Origin of the sequence: Microbacterium sp. Se5.02b (assembly GCF_019464375.1) — a bacterium.
Lineage (GTDB): Bacteria > Actinomycetota > Actinomycetes > Actinomycetales > Microbacteriaceae > Microbacterium.
Genome location: NZ_CP080491.1, coordinates 1,326,276 through 1,342,327, shown reverse-complemented (window position 1 = coordinate 1,342,327; position 16,052 = coordinate 1,326,276). Strand labels below are relative to the sequence as shown.

Sequence of the window (16,052 nt, the reverse complement as noted above, 5' to 3'; positions counted from 1 at the left end):
ACGTCACGAAGCGCGGTGCAGCCCTTGCGCCACCGCCCGCATGATGAGCTCCTGCACCTGGGGCCAGTGGTTCATCACCTGCTCGTACCCCACCCGGATGACGTGATAGCCGCGGAGCATCAGCCGCGCGTCGTGGTCGATGTCCTCCGAGCGCTGCGGGCCGACGTGGTGTCCGCCGTCGATCTGCAGCACGAGGCGGTCGCCGATGAGCAGATCGACCCGATGGCCGAGGATCCAGACCTGACGACGGAGCGGCAGCTGGAGCCACCGCAGACGAGGAACCACGATGCTCTCCAAGCCGGAATCCGCGAAGGGCGTCGCCTCGTCGAGAAGCTCCCGCGCCCGTAGGGGAAGAGGGAGACTGCGCAGCAGCTGCAGGTCGACGAGGCCCGCGCGGAGGGCGGAGTTCCACACCGCGAGGGCCGCGTCTCTCGGCTGACATCGCGCGACGATCCCCAGGACGTTCTCGATCGGGTCTTCGAGGAGTGCGGGCTCTCGTGGGACGACCGGTCGTTCCCAGTGGACGTGCGCCTGTACGTGCACCCTGCCGGCATGAGGACGCGCAGCCACGTGAGTGCGACCGTCGTCGATCACCCAGAGGCCGAGCCGCTGTGCCTGGGTGATGCAGCTCACCATCACTCCCGCCCTCGCCGCCGCGACGAGCATCGGATCCGCTTCCGGTGTGCTCACCCATCCGCGTCGCACGCGGATCAGCTCCCCACGCGCGATTCCCCTCATGACGGCATCCCGCGTTATTCCGGCCTCGATGAGTGAGCGTACGGTCATGACCCCACGTGCTCCGGTGTCGGGAAGTCGTCTCCGCATCCCCTCACCGTGTCAGCGCGGCGGGGCGCGCATGCGGGCGCCGGCGAGGGGCTGCGGCGGCGGCGGAGAACTCGTGGGCACACCAGGATGTGCAGGGGGAGCGCTGGCCCTCGGATGCCTTCACATCGGAGGAGATCTGCGCACCGGAGGAGATCTGCGCAACGGAGGAGATCTGCGCAACGGAGGAGATCTGCGCAACGGAGGAGATCTGCGCAAGGGAGGGCCGAATGCGCTCAAGCACCCTCCGAAGCGCGGATCTCCTCCGAAGCGAGGACCGGAGCACGGGGCACGGGAGCACGGGGCACGGGGCACGGGGCACGAGAGCACGAGGGCACGAGAGCACGAGAGCACGAGGGCACGAGGGCACGGGAGGGGTCAATGCGTGTTGACAAAGCGGCCGTGCGTCAATGAGTATTGACGCAGGAGGTTCCGATGACACTGCCGACACTGAGGAGTCAGGATGACGGGGGCGAGCCGCTCGCCACCCTGCACCGGCTCGCCGAGACCCGCAAAGAGATCGCCCGCGCCGAGGAGGCGAACGTGCGCCGCGCCCGCAACCTCGGATACTCGTGGCAGGCGATCGCGAGCGCACTGGGCGTGAGCAAGCAGGCGGCGCATCGCCGATTCGGCCGTTCCTGAACCGCATACAGCCCGCCCATAGGATTCGAGCGCGCACGAAGTACGGTCGAAGTACCATCTCCAGATCGAGGTCACCCATGTCCGGTTCCGCGACCGCACGCCGCCGCGGCCGTGGCGCACAGCCCGAAGGCCCCCGCGCCACCTTCCGCCAGCTCCTCCCCTTCCTGTTCGAGCACAAGCGCACCCTCATCGTGGTCGCCGTGCTCAGCGTCGTCGGCGCCGCGACCTCGCTCGTGCAGCCGCTGCTCGTCGGTCAGGTGATCGAAGCCGTGCAGTCCGACACCGGGATCGGCATCCTGGTGTGGCTCCTGGTCGGCTTCGTGATCGTGTCGTCGGTCATCTCCGGCTTCCAGCACTATCTGCTGCAGCGCACCGGGACCGCGGTCGTGTACTCGAGCCGTCGCAAGCTCATCGCACGGATCCTGCACCTTCCCACCTCGGAGTTCGATGCCCGCCGCACCGGTGACCTCGTCTCGCGCGTCGGCACCGACACGACGCTGCTGTACGCCGTGCTCACCCAAGGCCTCGCGGATGCCGTCGGCAGCGCCGTGCTCTTCCTCGGTGCGCTCATCGCGATGCTGGTGATCGACCCCGTGCTGCTGCTGCTCATCGTGGTCGTGATCGGCATCTCGGTCACCGTGGTCGTACTGCTCAGCGGACGCATCCGCACCGCGTCGACGGCGCAGCAGATGAAGGTCGGCGAGCTGGCGTCCGGCGTGGAGCGCGCGATCGGCTCGATCCGCACCATCCGCGCCTCCGGGGCGACAGAGCGAGAGGCCGCCGCGGTGACGGACCTCGCGTCGGAGACCTACGGCATCGGCGTGCGCATCGCCAAGATCTCCTCCCTCGTCGTGCCCGTCTCGGGTATCGCGCTGCAGCTGTCACTGCTCGTGGTCCTGGGTGTCGGCGGGTTCCGGGTCGCCGCAGGGGCGATCACCATCGCCTCGCTGATCTCGTTCATCATGTTCCTGTTCCTGCTCGTGATGCCCCTCGCGACGACCTTCGGCGCGATCACCTCCGTGAATCAGGCGCTCGGCGCCCTCGGCCGCATCCAGGAGGTGCTCGACCTGCCGACCGAGTCGCAGGACGACGCCGCCATCGCCGCCACCGTCCCTCGGGAGGAACCCGCTCCGGATGCACCGGCTATCGAGTTCCGCGACGTGCGCTTCCACTACCCCGCCAACGTCGTGGCCGCCCGCCAGGCTGCGGCGAAGGAGGCCAGGACCCTGCTCGCCGACGCCCACCTGGAGTCCGCGGAGGATGCCGCCCCTGCCGTCGAGGACCATGAGGTGCTGCGCGGGGTCTCCTTCGCCGTTCCGAGGGGCGCCCGCGTCGCCCTGGTCGGTCCGAGCGGTGCGGGCAAGAGCACGATCCTCTCGCTCATCGAGCGCTTCTACGACCCGACCGGAGGGTCGATCCGCGTCGCCGGCCACGACGCGCGCACCTACCCTCGTGACGAGCTCCGCGCCCACTTCGGGTACGTCGAGCAGGATGCCCCCACTCTCGCCGGCACGCTGGCGGAGAACCTCCAGCTCGCATCCCCGACGCCTCCGACGCGGACTGCGAGCGCGTGCTGCGCGCGGTGAACCTCGCGGACGTGCTCGAGCGCAACCCCCTCGGCGTCGACGCACCCGTCGGAGAAGACGGCGTGATGCTGTCGGGCGGCGAGCGTCAGCGTCTCGCGATCGCGCGCGCCCTGCTCACGGATGCCCCCATCCTGCTGCTCGACGAGTCGACGTCGTCACTCGACGGGGTGAACGAGCAGCGCATGCGCGAGGCCATCGACGCGGTGTCCACCGACCGGACGCTCGTCGTCATCGCGCACCGCCTCTCGACCGTCGTGGACAGCGACCTGATCGTGGTGCTGCAGGACGGCGCCGTGGTCGGTCAGGGCACGCACGCCGAACTCGTGGAGTCGACGCCCCTGTACCGCGATCTCGCCAGGCACCAGCTGCTCGCCTGAGGAGTCAGCCTTCCGGGGGCGCTGCGGCCTGCCATGCCGTGACATGAACGGTCGCGCCCTGGATGATGTCGAGCGGCATCTCCCAGGAGAGTCTCTCCTGCCCTGGGGCCACGGCGATCCACAGGCTGCGGGCGGCGAGCTGCCCCTGCTCCGAGTTCGCGTCCCATCCGAGCACCGCCGAGGCCGACTCCCCGGGCTGGAGGGTGATCGGCGCGGCCCCGGATCCTCCGCCATGAATGAGCGGCCGTGTTCGACCGACACGTCGAGGAGGTGCCCGTTCTGGTCGCCGTACGCGACGTCGGGATACCCCTCGATGACGCACGTCTCGTCCGAGACGTTCACGAGCGACAGCGACTGTCCCCTATGGCCCGTCGCGCCGTCGGGCGCGGGAGCGAGGATCGTCGTGCTCTCGGCGGTGCACGCCCCCTCCGCGGCCGAGCCTTCCGCGGGTGCCGCCGTCGGGACCGGTTCTCCCGCTGCGGACGGGTCAGGGGCCGCTGCGCCGCTCGGATCGGCCTCCCCTGCGCTGTGGCCTGTTCCTCGCGCAGTCGCTCCTGCGTGGCGGCGGCGCCGGCTTCGGCCGCGATGGGGAGCAGGATCAGCGCGAGCACCGCCACCAGCGACACGACGAGCGACCCGGTCGCGCGAGACGCGCGAGGGGGCACCGGTTCGGTGTCGGGCATCGGACGCCGCCGCATGCTCACGAGAGCCGGGAGCCACCCAACGACCACGGCCCACCAGGTCGACTCGGATGCGGCGCCCATGGTGCCGACGGCTCCTCCGATCCCGAAACTGCCCACCCACGTGAAGAAGCTGCCCAGATCGAGGGCGGCTCCGATGGCGAAGGCGCTCAGGACCGCCGCGAGCCAGCCACCGGCGAACGACGCGCGACCTGCGGAGAGCCTCGTGGAGAGCACGGCGAAACCCGTGACGAGCACCGTCGCCATGAGCAGCTGCACGATGACGGCCCACAGGAGCGGACTGCCGAAGACGCCTCTGCCCATCGGTGACGGGATCAGCTGCGCCAGCGTCGCCAGGCTCCCGCCTGCCGCCGACAGGAAGTACGGGACCCATCCGCACACGAACCACAGGACGGCGAGCACCGCTCCACCGATCAGACCTCGCCGCATCGCATTCCCCCCGCACGAATCCGCAGACGCGCGGATGTCACGACCCTATCGTCGCGACGCGGGTGTTCCCGACAACACGAAGGCGGGACGTCTGAGACCACTCAGCCATGGGTTCGTCTCGGATGTCCCGCCTTCGCGGATCTGCGGGGCGTGGGGCCCCAAGGTGCCGGCTCCCCCGAACCGGCACCGGTCTGTGGGCTACGCCTTCGCGAGGCGGTAGCGCAGCGAAGCCAGCTCGGCGCGCAGCGCCGCGGGGACCTTGTCGCCGAACGTGTCGTAGAACTCCTCGGTCAGGTCGGCCTCGGTCTTCCAGGCCTCCGCGTCGACCGAGAACAGCTCGTCGAGGTCGGCGGCGGGGAGATCGAGTCCGTCGAGGTTGAGGTCGTCCACGCGCGGCAGGCGTCCGATCGGGCTGTCGACCGCGGGCACGTCGCCGGCGACGCGACGGATGATCCAGTCCACGACGCGCGAGTTGTCGCCGAAGCCGGGCCACAGGAAGCGGCCGTCCGCACCGCGGCGGAACCAGTTCACCTGGAAGATGCGCGGCGCGCGGTCGAAGCGGAGCCCCCGGCCCACCGAGCCAGTGCCCGAAGTAGTCCGCCATGTTGTAGCCGCAGAACGGGAGCATCGCGAACGGGTCGCGGCGCAGCTCGCCCACGGTGCCCTCGGCCGCGGCGGTGCGCTCGGACGAGATGTTCGAGCCCAGGAAGACGCCGTGCGTCCAGTCGGTCGCCTCGACCACGAGCGGCACGTTGCTGGCGCGGCGTCCGCCGAAGAGGATGACGTCGAGCGGCACGGCCTCTTCCCAGTCCTCGGAGATCTGCGGGCACTGTGCCGCCGACACCGTGAAGCGCGAGTTGGGGTGTGCGGCCGGGCGACCGGAGTCGGGCGTCCACTCGTTGCCCTCCCAGTCGATCAGGTTCGCGGGCGCCTCGTCGGTCAGGCCTTCCCACCAGACGTCGCCGTCGGGTCGGAGCGCGACGTTCGTGAAGATGGTGTTGCCCCACAGGGTCTCGACCGCGGTGACGTTGGTCGACTCGCCGGTGCCCGGCGCGACGCCGAAGCCGGCCTCGGGGTTGATGGCCCAGAGGCGACCGTCCTCCCCGGTCGGATCCAGGCGATGTCGTCACCGAGGGTCTCGACCTTCCAGCCGGGGATCGTCGGGCGCAGCATCGCGAGGTTCGTCTTGCCGCACGCCGAGGGGAACGCGGCGGCCACGTGGTAGGCCTTGCCCTGCGGGTCGATCACGCGGATGAGGAGCATGTGCTCGGCGAGCCAGCCCTCGTCGCGGGCGATCACGGAGGCGATGCGCAACGCGAAGCACTTCTTCGCGAGGATCGCGTTGCCGCCGTAGCCCGAGCCGTAGGAGTAGACCTCGAGCGTCTCCGGGAAGTGCACGATGTACTTGTCGTCGTTGCATGGCCACTCGACGTCGGGCTCACCGGCGGCGAGCGGCGCACCGACCGAATGCACGGTCTTGACCCAGGGCGCACCCTCGGCGATCTGACGAGTGACCTCGTCGCCGACGCGCGTCATGATGCCGATCGAGGCCACCGCGTATGCGCTGTCGGTGATCTGCACGCCGATGTGCGAGAGGGGACCGCCGACGCGACCCATGGAGAAGGGCACGACGTACATGGTGCGACCGCGCATCGAGCCCTCGAAGATCTCGTCCATCTTCGCGTGCATCTCGGCGGGAGCGGCCCAGTTGTTCGTGGGGCCGGCGTCTTCCTCGCGCTCCGAGGCGATGAACGTGCGACCCTCGGTGCGGGCGACGTCGCTGGGGTGCGAGCGAGCCAGGAAGGAACCGGGACGCCATTCGGGGTTCAGTTTGATGAGCTTGCCCTCGTCGACGAGTCCGCGCAGCAACCAGTCGTTCTCGGCGCGCGAGCCGTCGACCCAGTGCACGGCGTCGGGCTGGGTGAGCTCGCGGATCTCCTCGACCCACGCGGCCAGCTCCGCCATCGCGGGAGTGTCATACGTCGGCGCCGTGCCGAACGTGCGCGTCGCGGAGACGGGAGACGTGCGGGGCGTGAAGACTTCGGCCATGGCCATGACTGCTCCTTAGATGTGTGGGGCGTTGCATCCATCTTCTTCGCACTCCTGGGGAAGTTTTCGCCAATCCGGGCGATAAGAATCACGATTCTTTCGCTAGACTCAAACAATGGCGTCCTCCGGCATCCACCTCACGACTCTCGGTCATCGCATCCGGCACCACCGGCTGGACAACGGGTACACGCTCGACGAGCTCGGCGCCCTCGTCGGCGTCGCCGGTTCGCAGCTGAGCCTCATCGAGAACGGCAAGCGCGAGCCCAAGCTGTCGCTCCTGCAGGCGATCGCCCAGGCCACGAAGACCGAGGTGACCGACCTCATCTCGGGCGAACCCCCGAATCGACGTGCCGCACTCGAGATCGCCCTCGAGCGGGCGCAGGAGAGTCCGCTGTTCCGGCAGCTCGGCATCGCGCCCGTGCGCGTCACGAAGGGCATGAGCGACGAGACGATCGAATCGATCCTCGGCCTGCACCACGAGCTGGAGCGCCGCGAGCGCGAAGCCATCGCGACGCCAGAGGAGGCGCGACGCGCCAACACCGAGCTGCGACTGCGCATGCGCGCCCAGAACAACTACCTCCCCGACATCGAGCGGCTCGCCGAGAAGCAGCTCAAGGCAGCGGGCCACACGCAGGGCGCACTCACGCACCGCACCGTGAGCATCATGGCCGAGAAGCTCGGCTTCGAGCTGATCTACGTCAACGACCTCCCCCACTCCACCCGGTCGGTGACCGACCTCGAGAACGGACGCATCTACCTGCCGCCCGCATCGATCCCCGGCGGACACGGACTGCGATCCATGGCGTTGCAGGCCATGGCGCACCGGCTGCTCGGACACACCCCGCCCACCGACTACGCCGACTTCCTGCAGCAGCGCCTGGAGATCAACTACTTCGCCGCGTGCTGCCTCATGCCGGAGACCGCGGCCGTCGCCTTCCTGCAGCAGGCGAAGAAGGACCGCAACCTCGCGGTCGAGGACTTCCGCGACGGATTCGGGGTCACGCACGAAGCCGCGGGCATGCGGATGACCAATCTGCTCACGCAGCACCTCGGCATGTCGCTGCACTTCCTGCGCGTCGACTCCACCGGCGCGATCACCCGCGTGTACGAGAACGACGACCTGCCGCTGCCGATGGACGTCACGGGCGCCGTCGAGGGGCAGCGCGTGTGCCGCAAGTTCCAGGCCCGCGCGGCGTTCACGCAGCAGAACCGCACGGTCGAGCACCACCAGTACACCGATACGCCCTCCGGCACGTTCTGGTGCTCGACGCAGACCGGCTCCTCGACCGACGGCGAGTTCTCGGTCACCGTCGGAGTGCCGTTCGACGACGCGCGCTGGTGGCGTGGACGCGAGACGAACGATCGCGCCGTGTCGACCTGCCCCGACGAATCCTGCTGCCGTCGCCCCTCCACCGAGCTGACGGAACGCTGGAACGGGAAGGCCTGGCCGAGCGCGCGCGTGCACACCCACATGTTCTCGCCGCTGCCGCGCGGGGCGTTCCCCGGCGTGGACGACAACGAGGTCTACAACTTCCTCGGACGTCACGCCAGTGAGTGATTAAGATATATTCAATTCACTCATTGATCCCGAGGGAGCCCCGTGACCGAGCAGACCCCCGCCGCCGCAGACGCCGACATCGAGACGTTCACCTCGCGCCGCCACCGCATCACCGCAGGAGGACGCTCGATCGACTACGCCGCGGGCGCCGGCACGGTGATCGTGCGCGACGACGAGCACCGGCCGCTCGCCAGCGTGTTCTACACCTCGTACGTCGCGGATCGAGAGGAGGGGGCGCCCGTGCGGCCCGTCACCTTCCTCTTCAACGGCGGGCCCGGTTCGGCGAGTCTCTGGCTCAACATCGGCGGCTTCGGTCCGCGACGCACGCCCACCAACACGCCGCGGGCGACCCCGCCCGCGCCCTACGTCACGGGCGACAACCCGCACACGCTGCTCACCGAGTCCGACCTCGTGTTCATCGACGCACCCGGCACCGGATACTCCCGACTGAGCGGCGATGCGACAGCGTCCGACGTGTGGGGCGTCGACCAGGACGTCGACGCGTTCGCCCGAGCGATCACCCGCTGGCTGACGATCACCGACCGGTGGAACGCCCCGCGCTTCCTGTTCGGCGAGTCCTACGGCACCACGCGCGCCGCGTCCCTCGTGCACCGTCTGCAGAACCAGGGCCTCGACTTCAACGGCGTCGTGCTGCTGTCGACCGTGCTCAACTGGGGAGAGAGCAACCTCGGCGGCCCCCGCGAGTACATCAACCTGCTCCCCTCGTTCGCCGCCACGGCCTGGTACCACGGCAGGGCGCGCACGGCCCACGAGGAGCTCGAGCCGTTCCTGGAGGAGGCGAGGGCCTTCGCCCAGGGACCGTTCGCGGCGGCGCTGCTGCAGGGCGACCTGATCTCGCCCGAGGTCGAGGACGAGGTCGCCGAACGGATGAGCGCCCTGATCGGCCTCGACGCCGCGCTCCTGAAGAAGAACCACTTCCGCATCGGCATGGAGCCCTTCCGCTACGCGCTGCTGGCCGACGAAGGACGTGTGATCGGCCGCTTCGACACCCGGTTCACGGCCGAACACCAGTACGTGGTCGGCGGCGGCTCGCACGACCCCGCGACGGACGACGCGGCGACCGCCGGGGTCAACAGCGCACACCTGTCGACCTACCGTGCGCATCTCGTCGAGGACATCGGCTTCACGAGCGACCTGCACTACCGGCACCTGCACAACATGCCCATCTCCCGCGCGTGGGACTGGAAGCACAAGGCGCCGGGCGTCGACGCACCCCAGCTCGTGCCGGATGTGTCGCTCGACCTCTCCGCCGCCGTTCGGCGCAACCCGAACCTCCGGGTGTTCGTGATGGGCGGCTACTACGACCTCGCGACGCCGTTCTTCGGACCCGAGATCGACGTGGCGCACCTGTACCTCGCGCCGTCGCTGCGAGAGAACATCCGCTTCACGTTCTACGAATCCGGACACATGACATTCGTCGACGAGGACGCGGTGCAGAAGATGAAGAGCGACCTCGACGCGTTCTACCGCGACGCCACAGCGCGCTGATGAGCGCGCGCGAGACGACGGGCCGGCTCGGCGAGCTGGAGTACGTCGCACGGGTGGAGGAGCTGCCGCTGCGGCGCTCCGACGGCACGCGCCAGGGCACGCTGTCGGCGTTCAGCTACACGGTGAATGCCCCCGGCCGGCCGGTCGTGTTCCTCACCAACGGCGGGCCCGGTGTCTCGTCGATCTACCTGCACCTGAGCGGAATCGGGCCGTGGCGGGCGCGCATCCCCGTGGACCCGGACGACGCCGGTCAGCCGCCGTACGGCATCGAGGAGAGCCCGTCGAGCATCCTCGACGTCGCCGACCTGGTGTTCCTCGACGCACCGGGCACGGGCTTCGGCACCTTCGCAGACGACGCCGACCACGCGCTCTTGCGCACCGTGGAGGGCGACGCCGACGCGATCGCGGCCGCGATCGGCGACTGGCGCGACCGGCACGGCCGCTGGGACGCGCCGACGTACTTCCTCGGCGAGAGCTACGGCACGCTGCGCGCGGCGTTCCTGGCGACGAACCCGCACGGCATGGACACCGCACCGCTGGCCGGGATCGCCCTGCTCGGTCAAGCCGTGAACATCCAGGAGACGCAGGATCGCCCCGGCAGCATCGTCGGCGCCCTCGCCAACCTGCCTTACAAGGCCGCCACCGCCTGGTACCACGGCATCGGATCGCGCCGGCATGCGACGGTCGAGGACGCCACCGAGGACGCCCTCGACTTCGCGCGCGGCGATCTGGCCGCGGCCATGCTGCAGGGCGATGAGCTGCCCGCGGCCGACCGGGATGCCGTCGCCGAACGGCTGTCCGCGATGATCGGCATCCCGGCCGAGGAGCTCGTGCGCGACCGACTGTGGATCAGCAAGACCGACTTCCGCGAACGGCTGCTCGCGGGCCAGGTGCTGGGCGTGACGGACAGTCGATATACCGCGCCCCCGCCGCCGACCGCCGCTTCGGGGAGCTCGACCACGATCCCGCCGACACCGCGCTCTCCCCGCGCTACGTCACCGGGCTGTCGCGCCTGCGGCACGACGTGTTCGGCGACGACTCCGCACGTCCGTACCGGGTCGTCGACACGGAGGCCGGCCGCCACTGGGACTGGCAGGAGCAGGGCGGCGCCGCGTTCCCCACCTACGGCCGACCGTCGCCGTTCCACACCTACCCCTACCCCGCGCGGCTGTCGCGATGGATGAAGCAGAACCCGCATGCGCGACTCTTCATCGGCACCGGGGTGTACGACGCACTGACCACTGTGGGGGCCGCCGACCATCTGCTGCGGCACTTCGGGCTGCCCCGCGAGCGCACCGAATCGCACTGGTATCGGGCCGGTCACATGATGTACAGCGACCCCGACGTGGCGGCGCGACTGAACGGCGACCTGCGGGCATTCCTCACGCGGTGAGCATCGCGGCGACTGCGGCGACCGCGGCACGGCGCATGCCCGCCCCGTTCAGGCCGTGAGCCGACCGAGGGCGAACGCGGCGAGCGCGGCCGCCTGATCGGCGAGCACCGCGTCGTCGAACACGACCGTCGGCGAATGGTTCGGTGCGGCCGTCTCGAGGTCGACGTCCTCCGGGGTCGCGCGCAGGAACAGGAACGCACCGGGGACCTGTTCCAATACGAACGAGAAGTCCTCCGACCCCATGACCGGGTGCGCGGTCTCCCACACCCGCTCCTCGCCGAACAGTCCCTGCAGGGTGGTGCGCACGTGCTCGACCGCCTGCACATCGTTCACGGTGGGGGCGCACAGCAGCGTCACGTCGACCGTCGCGGTGCAGCCGTGCGCCGCAGCCAGCTCCTGCACCAGGGCGGGGATCTCCGCCTGGACGCGGGCGCTGTTCTCGTGCGACAGCACGCGCACAGAGGCGACGAGCGACGCGGTGTCGGAGATGATGTTGCGTGCAGGCCCACCGGCGTGCAGCTGTGTGACGCTCAGCACCACCGGGTCGAACACGTCGAAGCGCCGCGTGACGAACGACTGCAGTGCCGTGACGAGCTCGGCCGCCACCGGCACCGGGTCGCGTGTGAGGTGCGGTGCCGAGGCGTGCCCGCCCGATCCGGTGATCGTGACCTCCACCTCGATCGCTCCCGCCATCAGAGCACCAGCCCTCGTCGAGAACACCCCGAACTCGCCCGGCACCACGTGGATGCCGAAGGCGGCGACCGGACGGGAACCGGTCACGTCGAGCAGGCCCTCCCCGAGCATCCGCGACGCCCCGTCGCCGAGCTCCTCACCCGGCTGGAACATCAGCAGCACGTCGCCATGCAGCTCCTGACGCCGGGCCGCGAGCAGCTGCGCCGCTCCGACGAGACCGGCCACGTGCAGGTCGTGCCCGCACGCATGCATGCGTTCGCCGGACGCGGCATAGTCGAGCCCGGTGTCTTCGGTGAGCGGAAGCGCGTCCATGTCGGCGCGCAGCAGCACGGTGGGACCGGGGTGGGCCCCGCGGATCACGGCGGCGATCGAGCTCAGGCCGTTCCCGAGCGTGACCTCGACGCCGAGCGGCTCCAGGGCGTCGAGCACCCGGCGCTGCGTGCGGGGCAGCTCGAGCCCGAGCTCGGGGTCGGCGTGGATCGCGCGGCGGAGGGCCACGAGTCCGGGGAGCAGGTCGCGGGCGTCGTCGAGCAGGGGCATTCAGGATCCGATCGCGTGCAGGAGGTGGTCGGTCCCCGCGTTCTGGATGCGCGGGATGGCGGCCACGAGGGACTGCGTGTAGGTGTGCTGGGGGTTCGACACGATCTCGTCGGCGTCGCCGTGCTCCACGATCCTGCCCTTGCGCATCACGGCCGTCGTGTCGGCGATGTAGCGCACCGCGGCGAGGTTGTGGGTGATGAAGAGCACCGACAGCTCGAGCTCACGCTGCAGCTCGCGCACCAGGTTGAGCACCGCACCCTGCACGGAGGCGTCGAGGGCGGAGGTGATCTCGTCGGCGATGATGAGCCGGGGCTTCACGGCGAGGCACCGTGCGATAGCGACGCGCTGCCGCATGCCGCCGGACAGCTGCGAGGGGTACTGGTCGGCCGTGCCCGGCTTGAGCCGCACCAGGCGCAGCAGCTCCTTCACACCGGCCGCGCGCTCCTTGGCGTTCCCGGTGCCGTGGAGGGAGAGGGCCTCGTCGAGCGTGGCGCCGATGGTCATGCGCGGATTGAGCGAGGAGTACGGATCCTGGAAGATCATCTGCACGTCGCGGGCGCGTGTGAGGCGCTGTCGACCGGTCGCCGGACGCAGCTCTTCGCCGTCGAGCAGCAACCGGCCGGCCGTCGCCGGCTGGAGACCGGCGATCACCCGCGCGATCGTCGACTTCCCCGACCCGGACTCCCCACCAGGCCGACGATGCTGCCGTGCGGCACCGTGAGCGAGACGCCGTCCACGGCGTTGAACGAGGAGTCGCCGTGCCCGAAGGTCACGACCAGATCTTCGACGACGAGTGCGGCCATCAGCGCACCTCCTGCGTGTTCTGGGTGCCCGTCAGGACGACCGGCTCTCCGAGGATGCCCTCGATCGGCACCCCGTCCTGGGGATGCCAGCAGGCGACGCGTCCGCCGTGGCCGTGCGCCACCGGCTCCGGCGTCACCGCGCGGCACTGCGCCGTCGCGAACGGGCATCGCGGGGCGAAACCGCAGCCGACGAGCGGCAGCGACAGGTCGGGCGGCTCGCCCGGAATGGTCGCGAGCGGCTGGACGCGGTCGGTGTCGAGGTCGGGCAGCGACTCCGCGAGCGCCCGCGTGTAGGGGTGCGCGAGCTTCTCCGGCGTCGCGAGCAGGCGCACATCCACGTCCTCCACGATGCGCCCCGCGTACATCACGAGGATCCGCTGGCAGAGTTCGGCGAGGACCGCGATGTCGTGCGACACCACGATCGCCGCCGCACCGGTCTCCTCGCACTCCCGACGCAGCAGCGCGAGCACGCGCTGCTGCACCGTGACGTCGAGCGCCGTGGTCGGCTCGTCGGCGATGATGAGGCGTGGCTTGCCGATCTGCGACATCGCGATGAGCGCACGCTGCCGCATCCCGCCCGAGTACTCGTGCGGGAACTGTCGCGCCCGCCGCTGCGGCTCGTCGATCGCGACATCGTCCAACGCGGCGACCGCCGCAGCCTGCGCGGCCGCCCGCCCGCTCTTCGCGTGGAAGCGCGGGATCTCGGCGAGTTGCGTGCCCACGCGCAGTGCAGGGTTGAGGGCCGTGAGCGAGTCCTGGAAGACGACGCCGATCTTGGTGCCGAGCCGCTTCTTCATCACGGCGGGCGGGAGGTCGAGCAGATCGTCGCCGTCGAAGCGCAGTCGCTGCGCGGTCACGGCGGCACCCGCGGCGGAGAGCTGGGCGATCGCCATCAGCGCGACCGACTTGCCGCTGCCGGATTCGCCGACCACGCCGACGATCTCCCCGGCGCCACCGAGAAGGTCACGTCCTGCACCGGGCGCACCCATCCGGACGGCGAGGGGAACGACACCGAGAGTCCGTCGACGACGAGCAGCGCACCCTCGTCCGGCACGCTCTCGCGCTGCGGCACACGCGGCGCCGGTCCGAGCTTGCGGCGCGACAGCACGCTCCCTCTGCCGTGGCTGCGCAGGTGGGCGGCGAGCGACTCGCCGAGCGTCCCGAAGGCGACGCCCGCGAAGACCACGGCGACACCTGGGCCCACGACCGCGGTCGGGTTCGTGTACGCCTGATCGAACGCCTCGCTCAGCATCCGCCCCCAGTCGTAGTCCGGCGGCTGCACGCCGACACCGAGGAAGCTCAGGCTCGACAGCGCGAGGAGCCCTCCTCCGATCGAGAGCGTGACGTTGACGATGATGGGCTCCGCGATGTTCGGGAGCACGTAGCGGGTGAACTGCCGCCCGCGCGAGACGCCCATCATCCGCGCCGCCGCGAGATATTCGGAGCCGCCGACGCGCGACGACAGGGTCTGCGCGAGGCGGGCGAACGAGGGCACCATCGTGAGGCCGAGAGCGATCACCGCCGACGTCGAGCTCGGCCCGAGGAGGATCACGGTCAGCATCGCGACCAGCAGCACGGGAAAGGCCAGCCAGGTGCTGATGATCGAGCTGAACAGCCGCTGCACGCGGGGTCCGAGCACGGAGGGCAGGGCGCCGAGCAGCAGACCGAACACGAGTCCGATCACGGTGGCGATCAGTGCCATGCCGAGCGACAGTCGTGTCGCGACGAGGGTGCGCAGCAGCAGGTCCCTGCCCAGTCCGTCGGTGCCGAGCGGGTGCGCGTCGCTCGGCCCCTGCAGGAGTGCGGATGTGTCGGTCTGCGTCGCCTGCGGACCCCAGATCTCCGGGGCGAACAGCGCCAGGAACACGAGCACGAGCACCATCACGGCGCTGATCGCGCCGAGGGGGTTGCGCAGGAAGGTGAGGATCGAGCGCATCAGGTCGTCTCCAGGAGGGTGGTTCGCCGGTCGAGGAGCGACAGCACGATGTCGACGGCGAGCGTGATGACGAGGATGATCGCGGCGTACACGAGCGCCAGGCCCTGCACGATGCCGTAGTCCTTCGTGGCGATGGCGTCGACGAAGGCCGAGCCGAGGCCGGGCCAGTTGAACACCTTCTCCACGAGCACGCTCGACGCCACCATGGTCGACAGCAGGGTGCCGCCGATCGTGAGAGTCGCGGTGAGCATGTTCGGCAGCGCGTGACGGAAGTAGACCCACGATGCGGGGATGCGCTTGGAGCGGGCCGTGCGCACGTAGTCGTCGGAGAGCGTGTTCAGCGCCTCGACGCGGGCGATGCGCGACAGCGACGCCCACGAGGCGACCGTCATCGCCAGCACCGGCAGCACGTACGAGGCGGGGCCCGAGCGTCCGGCGACGGGGAACCAGTGCAGTCCCACCGCGAAGACCACGACGAGCGCGACGCCGAGGAGATACTCGGGGATCGCGGCGATGAGGCCGGTGATCCCTGTGAACGACACCTCGACGCCCCGGCGTCTGCTGCCCTGCGTGAGGATCGCGACCCCGAGGCCGACCGGGATCGCCACGAGCAGCACGATCAGGAAGGAGATGCCGGCGAGCTCCAGCGTCGCCGGCAGCCGGTTCTGCACGAGCTCGGACACCGACCGGCCGGTGATCAGGGACGAACCCAGATCCCCGTGGAGGATGCCGGTGAGATAGTTCCAGAACTGCACGATCAGAGGGTCGTTGAGACCGAGCTGATCGCGCCGCGCCTGGACCACGGCCTCGTCGGCCGTCGCGCCGAGTGCGGCGCGGACGGGGTCGCCGCCGGATGCGCGGAGGACGAAGAACGCGACCGCGATGATCACGAACATCGCCACCAGCATCCGCAGGGTGCGGCGCAGGAGGAATCTCAGCCAGGGGTTGCCGTGGCGGCGCTTCCGGAGAAACACCGCCACGGTATCCGTTCTGGCGGACGCGTGGTCCAGCATG

General features: G+C 70.0%; 13 protein-coding genes and 3 pseudogenes. 6 read left to right on the top strand and 10 right to left on the bottom strand.

Features of this window, described 5'->3' with window-relative positions:
- Nucleotides 1-3: 3 nt before the first annotated feature.
- Nucleotides 4-738, bottom strand: a complete 735-nt coding sequence (locus K1X59_RS06705) for an endonuclease domain-containing protein (RefSeq protein ID WP_183152237.1) — start codon at nucleotides 736-738, stop codon at nucleotides 4-6.
- Between the two features lie 519 nt (nucleotides 739-1,257).
- Here K1X59_RS06705 and K1X59_RS06700 point away from each other — a divergent pair.
- The gene (locus K1X59_RS06700) at nucleotides 1,258-1,464 is read left to right on the top strand and encodes an AsnC family protein (protein ID WP_183152236.1); all 207 of its coding nucleotides are present in this window, start codon (nucleotides 1,258-1,260) and stop codon (nucleotides 1,462-1,464) included.
- Nucleotides 1,465-1,541: 77 nt separating this feature from the next.
- Nucleotides 1,542-3,427, top strand: a pseudogene (locus K1X59_RS06695) (ABC transporter ATP-binding protein).
- A gap of 4 nt (nucleotides 3,428-3,431) precedes the next feature.
- Here K1X59_RS06695 and K1X59_RS06690 read toward each other — a convergent pair.
- The 3 genes and pseudogenes from K1X59_RS06690 to K1X59_RS06680 form a co-directional block, all read right to left on the bottom strand.
- The gene (locus K1X59_RS06690) at nucleotides 3,432-3,749 is read right to left on the bottom strand and encodes a DUF4232 domain-containing protein (RefSeq protein ID WP_220174067.1); all 318 of its coding nucleotides are present in this window, start codon (nucleotides 3,747-3,749) and stop codon (nucleotides 3,432-3,434) included.
- A pseudogene (locus K1X59_RS06685) lies at nucleotides 3,731-4,501 on the bottom strand (hypothetical protein); the annotation flags it as partial. The gene K1X59_RS06690 and the pseudogene K1X59_RS06685, both read right to left, overlap by 19 nt.
- Before the next feature lie 254 nt (nucleotides 4,502-4,755).
- A pseudogene (locus K1X59_RS06680) lies at nucleotides 4,756-6,522 on the bottom strand (phosphoenolpyruvate carboxykinase (GTP)).
- A gap of 199 nt (nucleotides 6,523-6,721) precedes the next feature.
- Between K1X59_RS06680 and K1X59_RS06675 the strand changes: the two are divergent.
- Genes K1X59_RS06675 through K1X59_RS06660 form a run of 4 tightly spaced genes read left to right on the top strand, consistent with a single transcriptional unit; the run spans nucleotide 6,722 to nucleotide 11,066 of the window.
- The gene (locus K1X59_RS06675; RefSeq protein ID WP_220174066.1) at nucleotides 6,722-8,164 is read left to right on the top strand and encodes a helix-turn-helix transcriptional regulator; all 1,443 of its coding nucleotides are present in this window, start codon (nucleotides 6,722-6,724) and stop codon (nucleotides 8,162-8,164) included.
- A gap of 42 nt (nucleotides 8,165-8,206) precedes the next feature.
- Complete coding sequence (locus K1X59_RS06670) at nucleotides 8,207-9,673, top strand: S10 family peptidase (RefSeq protein ID WP_183152234.1); 1,467 nt, start codon at nucleotides 8,207-8,209, stop codon at nucleotides 9,671-9,673.
- Entirely contained in the window at nucleotides 9,673-10,857 is a 1,185-nt protein-coding gene (locus K1X59_RS06665; protein ID WP_220174065.1) for a S10 family serine carboxypeptidase-like protein, read from the top strand. Before K1X59_RS06670 ends, K1X59_RS06665 begins: the two co-directional genes overlap by 1 nt.
- The gene (locus tag K1X59_RS06660; RefSeq protein WP_220174064.1) at nucleotides 10,854-11,066 is read left to right on the top strand and encodes a hypothetical protein; all 213 of its coding nucleotides are present in this window, start codon (nucleotides 10,854-10,856) and stop codon (nucleotides 11,064-11,066) included. The genes K1X59_RS06665 and K1X59_RS06660 overlap by 4 nt, the downstream gene beginning before the upstream one ends.
- Nucleotides 11,067-11,114: 48 nt before the next feature.
- On the opposite strand, the gene K1X59_RS06655 is transcribed toward K1X59_RS06660, so the two are convergent.
- Genes K1X59_RS06655 through K1X59_RS06630 form a run of 6 tightly spaced genes read right to left on the bottom strand, consistent with a single transcriptional unit; the run spans nucleotide 11,115 to nucleotide 16,051 of the window.
- Entirely contained in the window at nucleotides 11,115-12,299 is a 1,185-nt protein-coding gene (locus K1X59_RS06655; protein WP_183152232.1) for a M20 family metallopeptidase, read from the bottom strand.
- A complete protein-coding gene (locus K1X59_RS06650; RefSeq protein WP_220174063.1) occupies nucleotides 12,300-12,950 on the bottom strand; it encodes an ATP-binding cassette domain-containing protein in 651 nt (216 codons plus the stop codon).
- Complete coding sequence (locus K1X59_RS06645) at nucleotides 12,947-13,102, bottom strand: hypothetical protein (RefSeq protein ID WP_220174062.1); 156 nt, start codon at nucleotides 13,100-13,102, stop codon at nucleotides 12,947-12,949. The genes K1X59_RS06650 and K1X59_RS06645 overlap by 4 nt, the downstream gene beginning before the upstream one ends.
- Nucleotides 13,102-14,034, bottom strand: a complete 933-nt coding sequence (locus K1X59_RS06640) for an ABC transporter ATP-binding protein (RefSeq protein WP_202045602.1) — start codon at nucleotides 14,032-14,034, stop codon at nucleotides 13,102-13,104. Before K1X59_RS06640 ends, K1X59_RS06645 begins: the two co-directional genes overlap by 1 nt.
- Nucleotides 13,995-15,038 (bottom strand): ABC transporter permease, encoded by a 1,044-nt coding sequence (locus K1X59_RS06635; RefSeq protein ID WP_202045600.1) that lies wholly within the window; start codon nucleotides 15,036-15,038, stop codon nucleotides 13,995-13,997. Before K1X59_RS06635 ends, K1X59_RS06640 begins: the two co-directional genes overlap by 40 nt.
- Entirely contained in the window at nucleotides 15,038-16,051 is a 1,014-nt protein-coding gene (locus K1X59_RS06630; protein ID WP_183152230.1) for an ABC transporter permease, read from the bottom strand. The genes K1X59_RS06635 and K1X59_RS06630 overlap by 1 nt, the downstream gene beginning before the upstream one ends.
- Nucleotide 16,052 lies beyond the last annotated feature (1 nt).

Bases quoted from the DNA above. Each gene is read 5' to 3' on its own strand.
- K1X59_RS06675 (WP_220174066.1), top strand. From the start codon at position 6,722: ATGGCGTCCTCCGGCATCCACCTCACGACTCTCGGTCATCGCATCCGG.
- K1X59_RS06630 (WP_183152230.1), bottom strand. From the start codon at position 16,051: ATGCTGGACCACGCGTCCGCCAGAACGGATACCGTGGCGGTGTTTCTC.
- K1X59_RS06645 (WP_220174062.1), bottom strand. From the start codon at position 13,102: ATGGCCGCACTCGTCGTCGAAGATCTGGTCGTGACCTTCGGGCACGGC.
- K1X59_RS06655 (WP_183152232.1), bottom strand. From the start codon at position 12,299: ATGCCCCTGCTCGACGACGCCCGCGACCTGCTCCCCGGACTCGTGGCC.
- K1X59_RS06635 (WP_202045600.1), bottom strand. From the start codon at position 15,038: ATGCGCTCGATCCTCACCTTCCTGCGCAACCCCCTCGGCGCGATCAGC.
- K1X59_RS06665 (WP_220174065.1), top strand. From the start codon at position 9,673: ATGAGCGCGCGCGAGACGACGGGCCGGCTCGGCGAGCTGGAGTACGTC.
- K1X59_RS06660 (WP_220174064.1), top strand. From the start codon at position 10,854: ATGAAGCAGAACCCGCATGCGCGACTCTTCATCGGCACCGGGGTGTAC.
- K1X59_RS06700 (WP_183152236.1), top strand. From the start codon at position 1,258: ATGACACTGCCGACACTGAGGAGTCAGGATGACGGGGGCGAGCCGCTC.
- K1X59_RS06705 (WP_183152237.1), bottom strand. From the start codon at position 738: ATGAGGGGAATCGCGCGTGGGGAGCTGATCCGCGTGCGACGCGGATGG.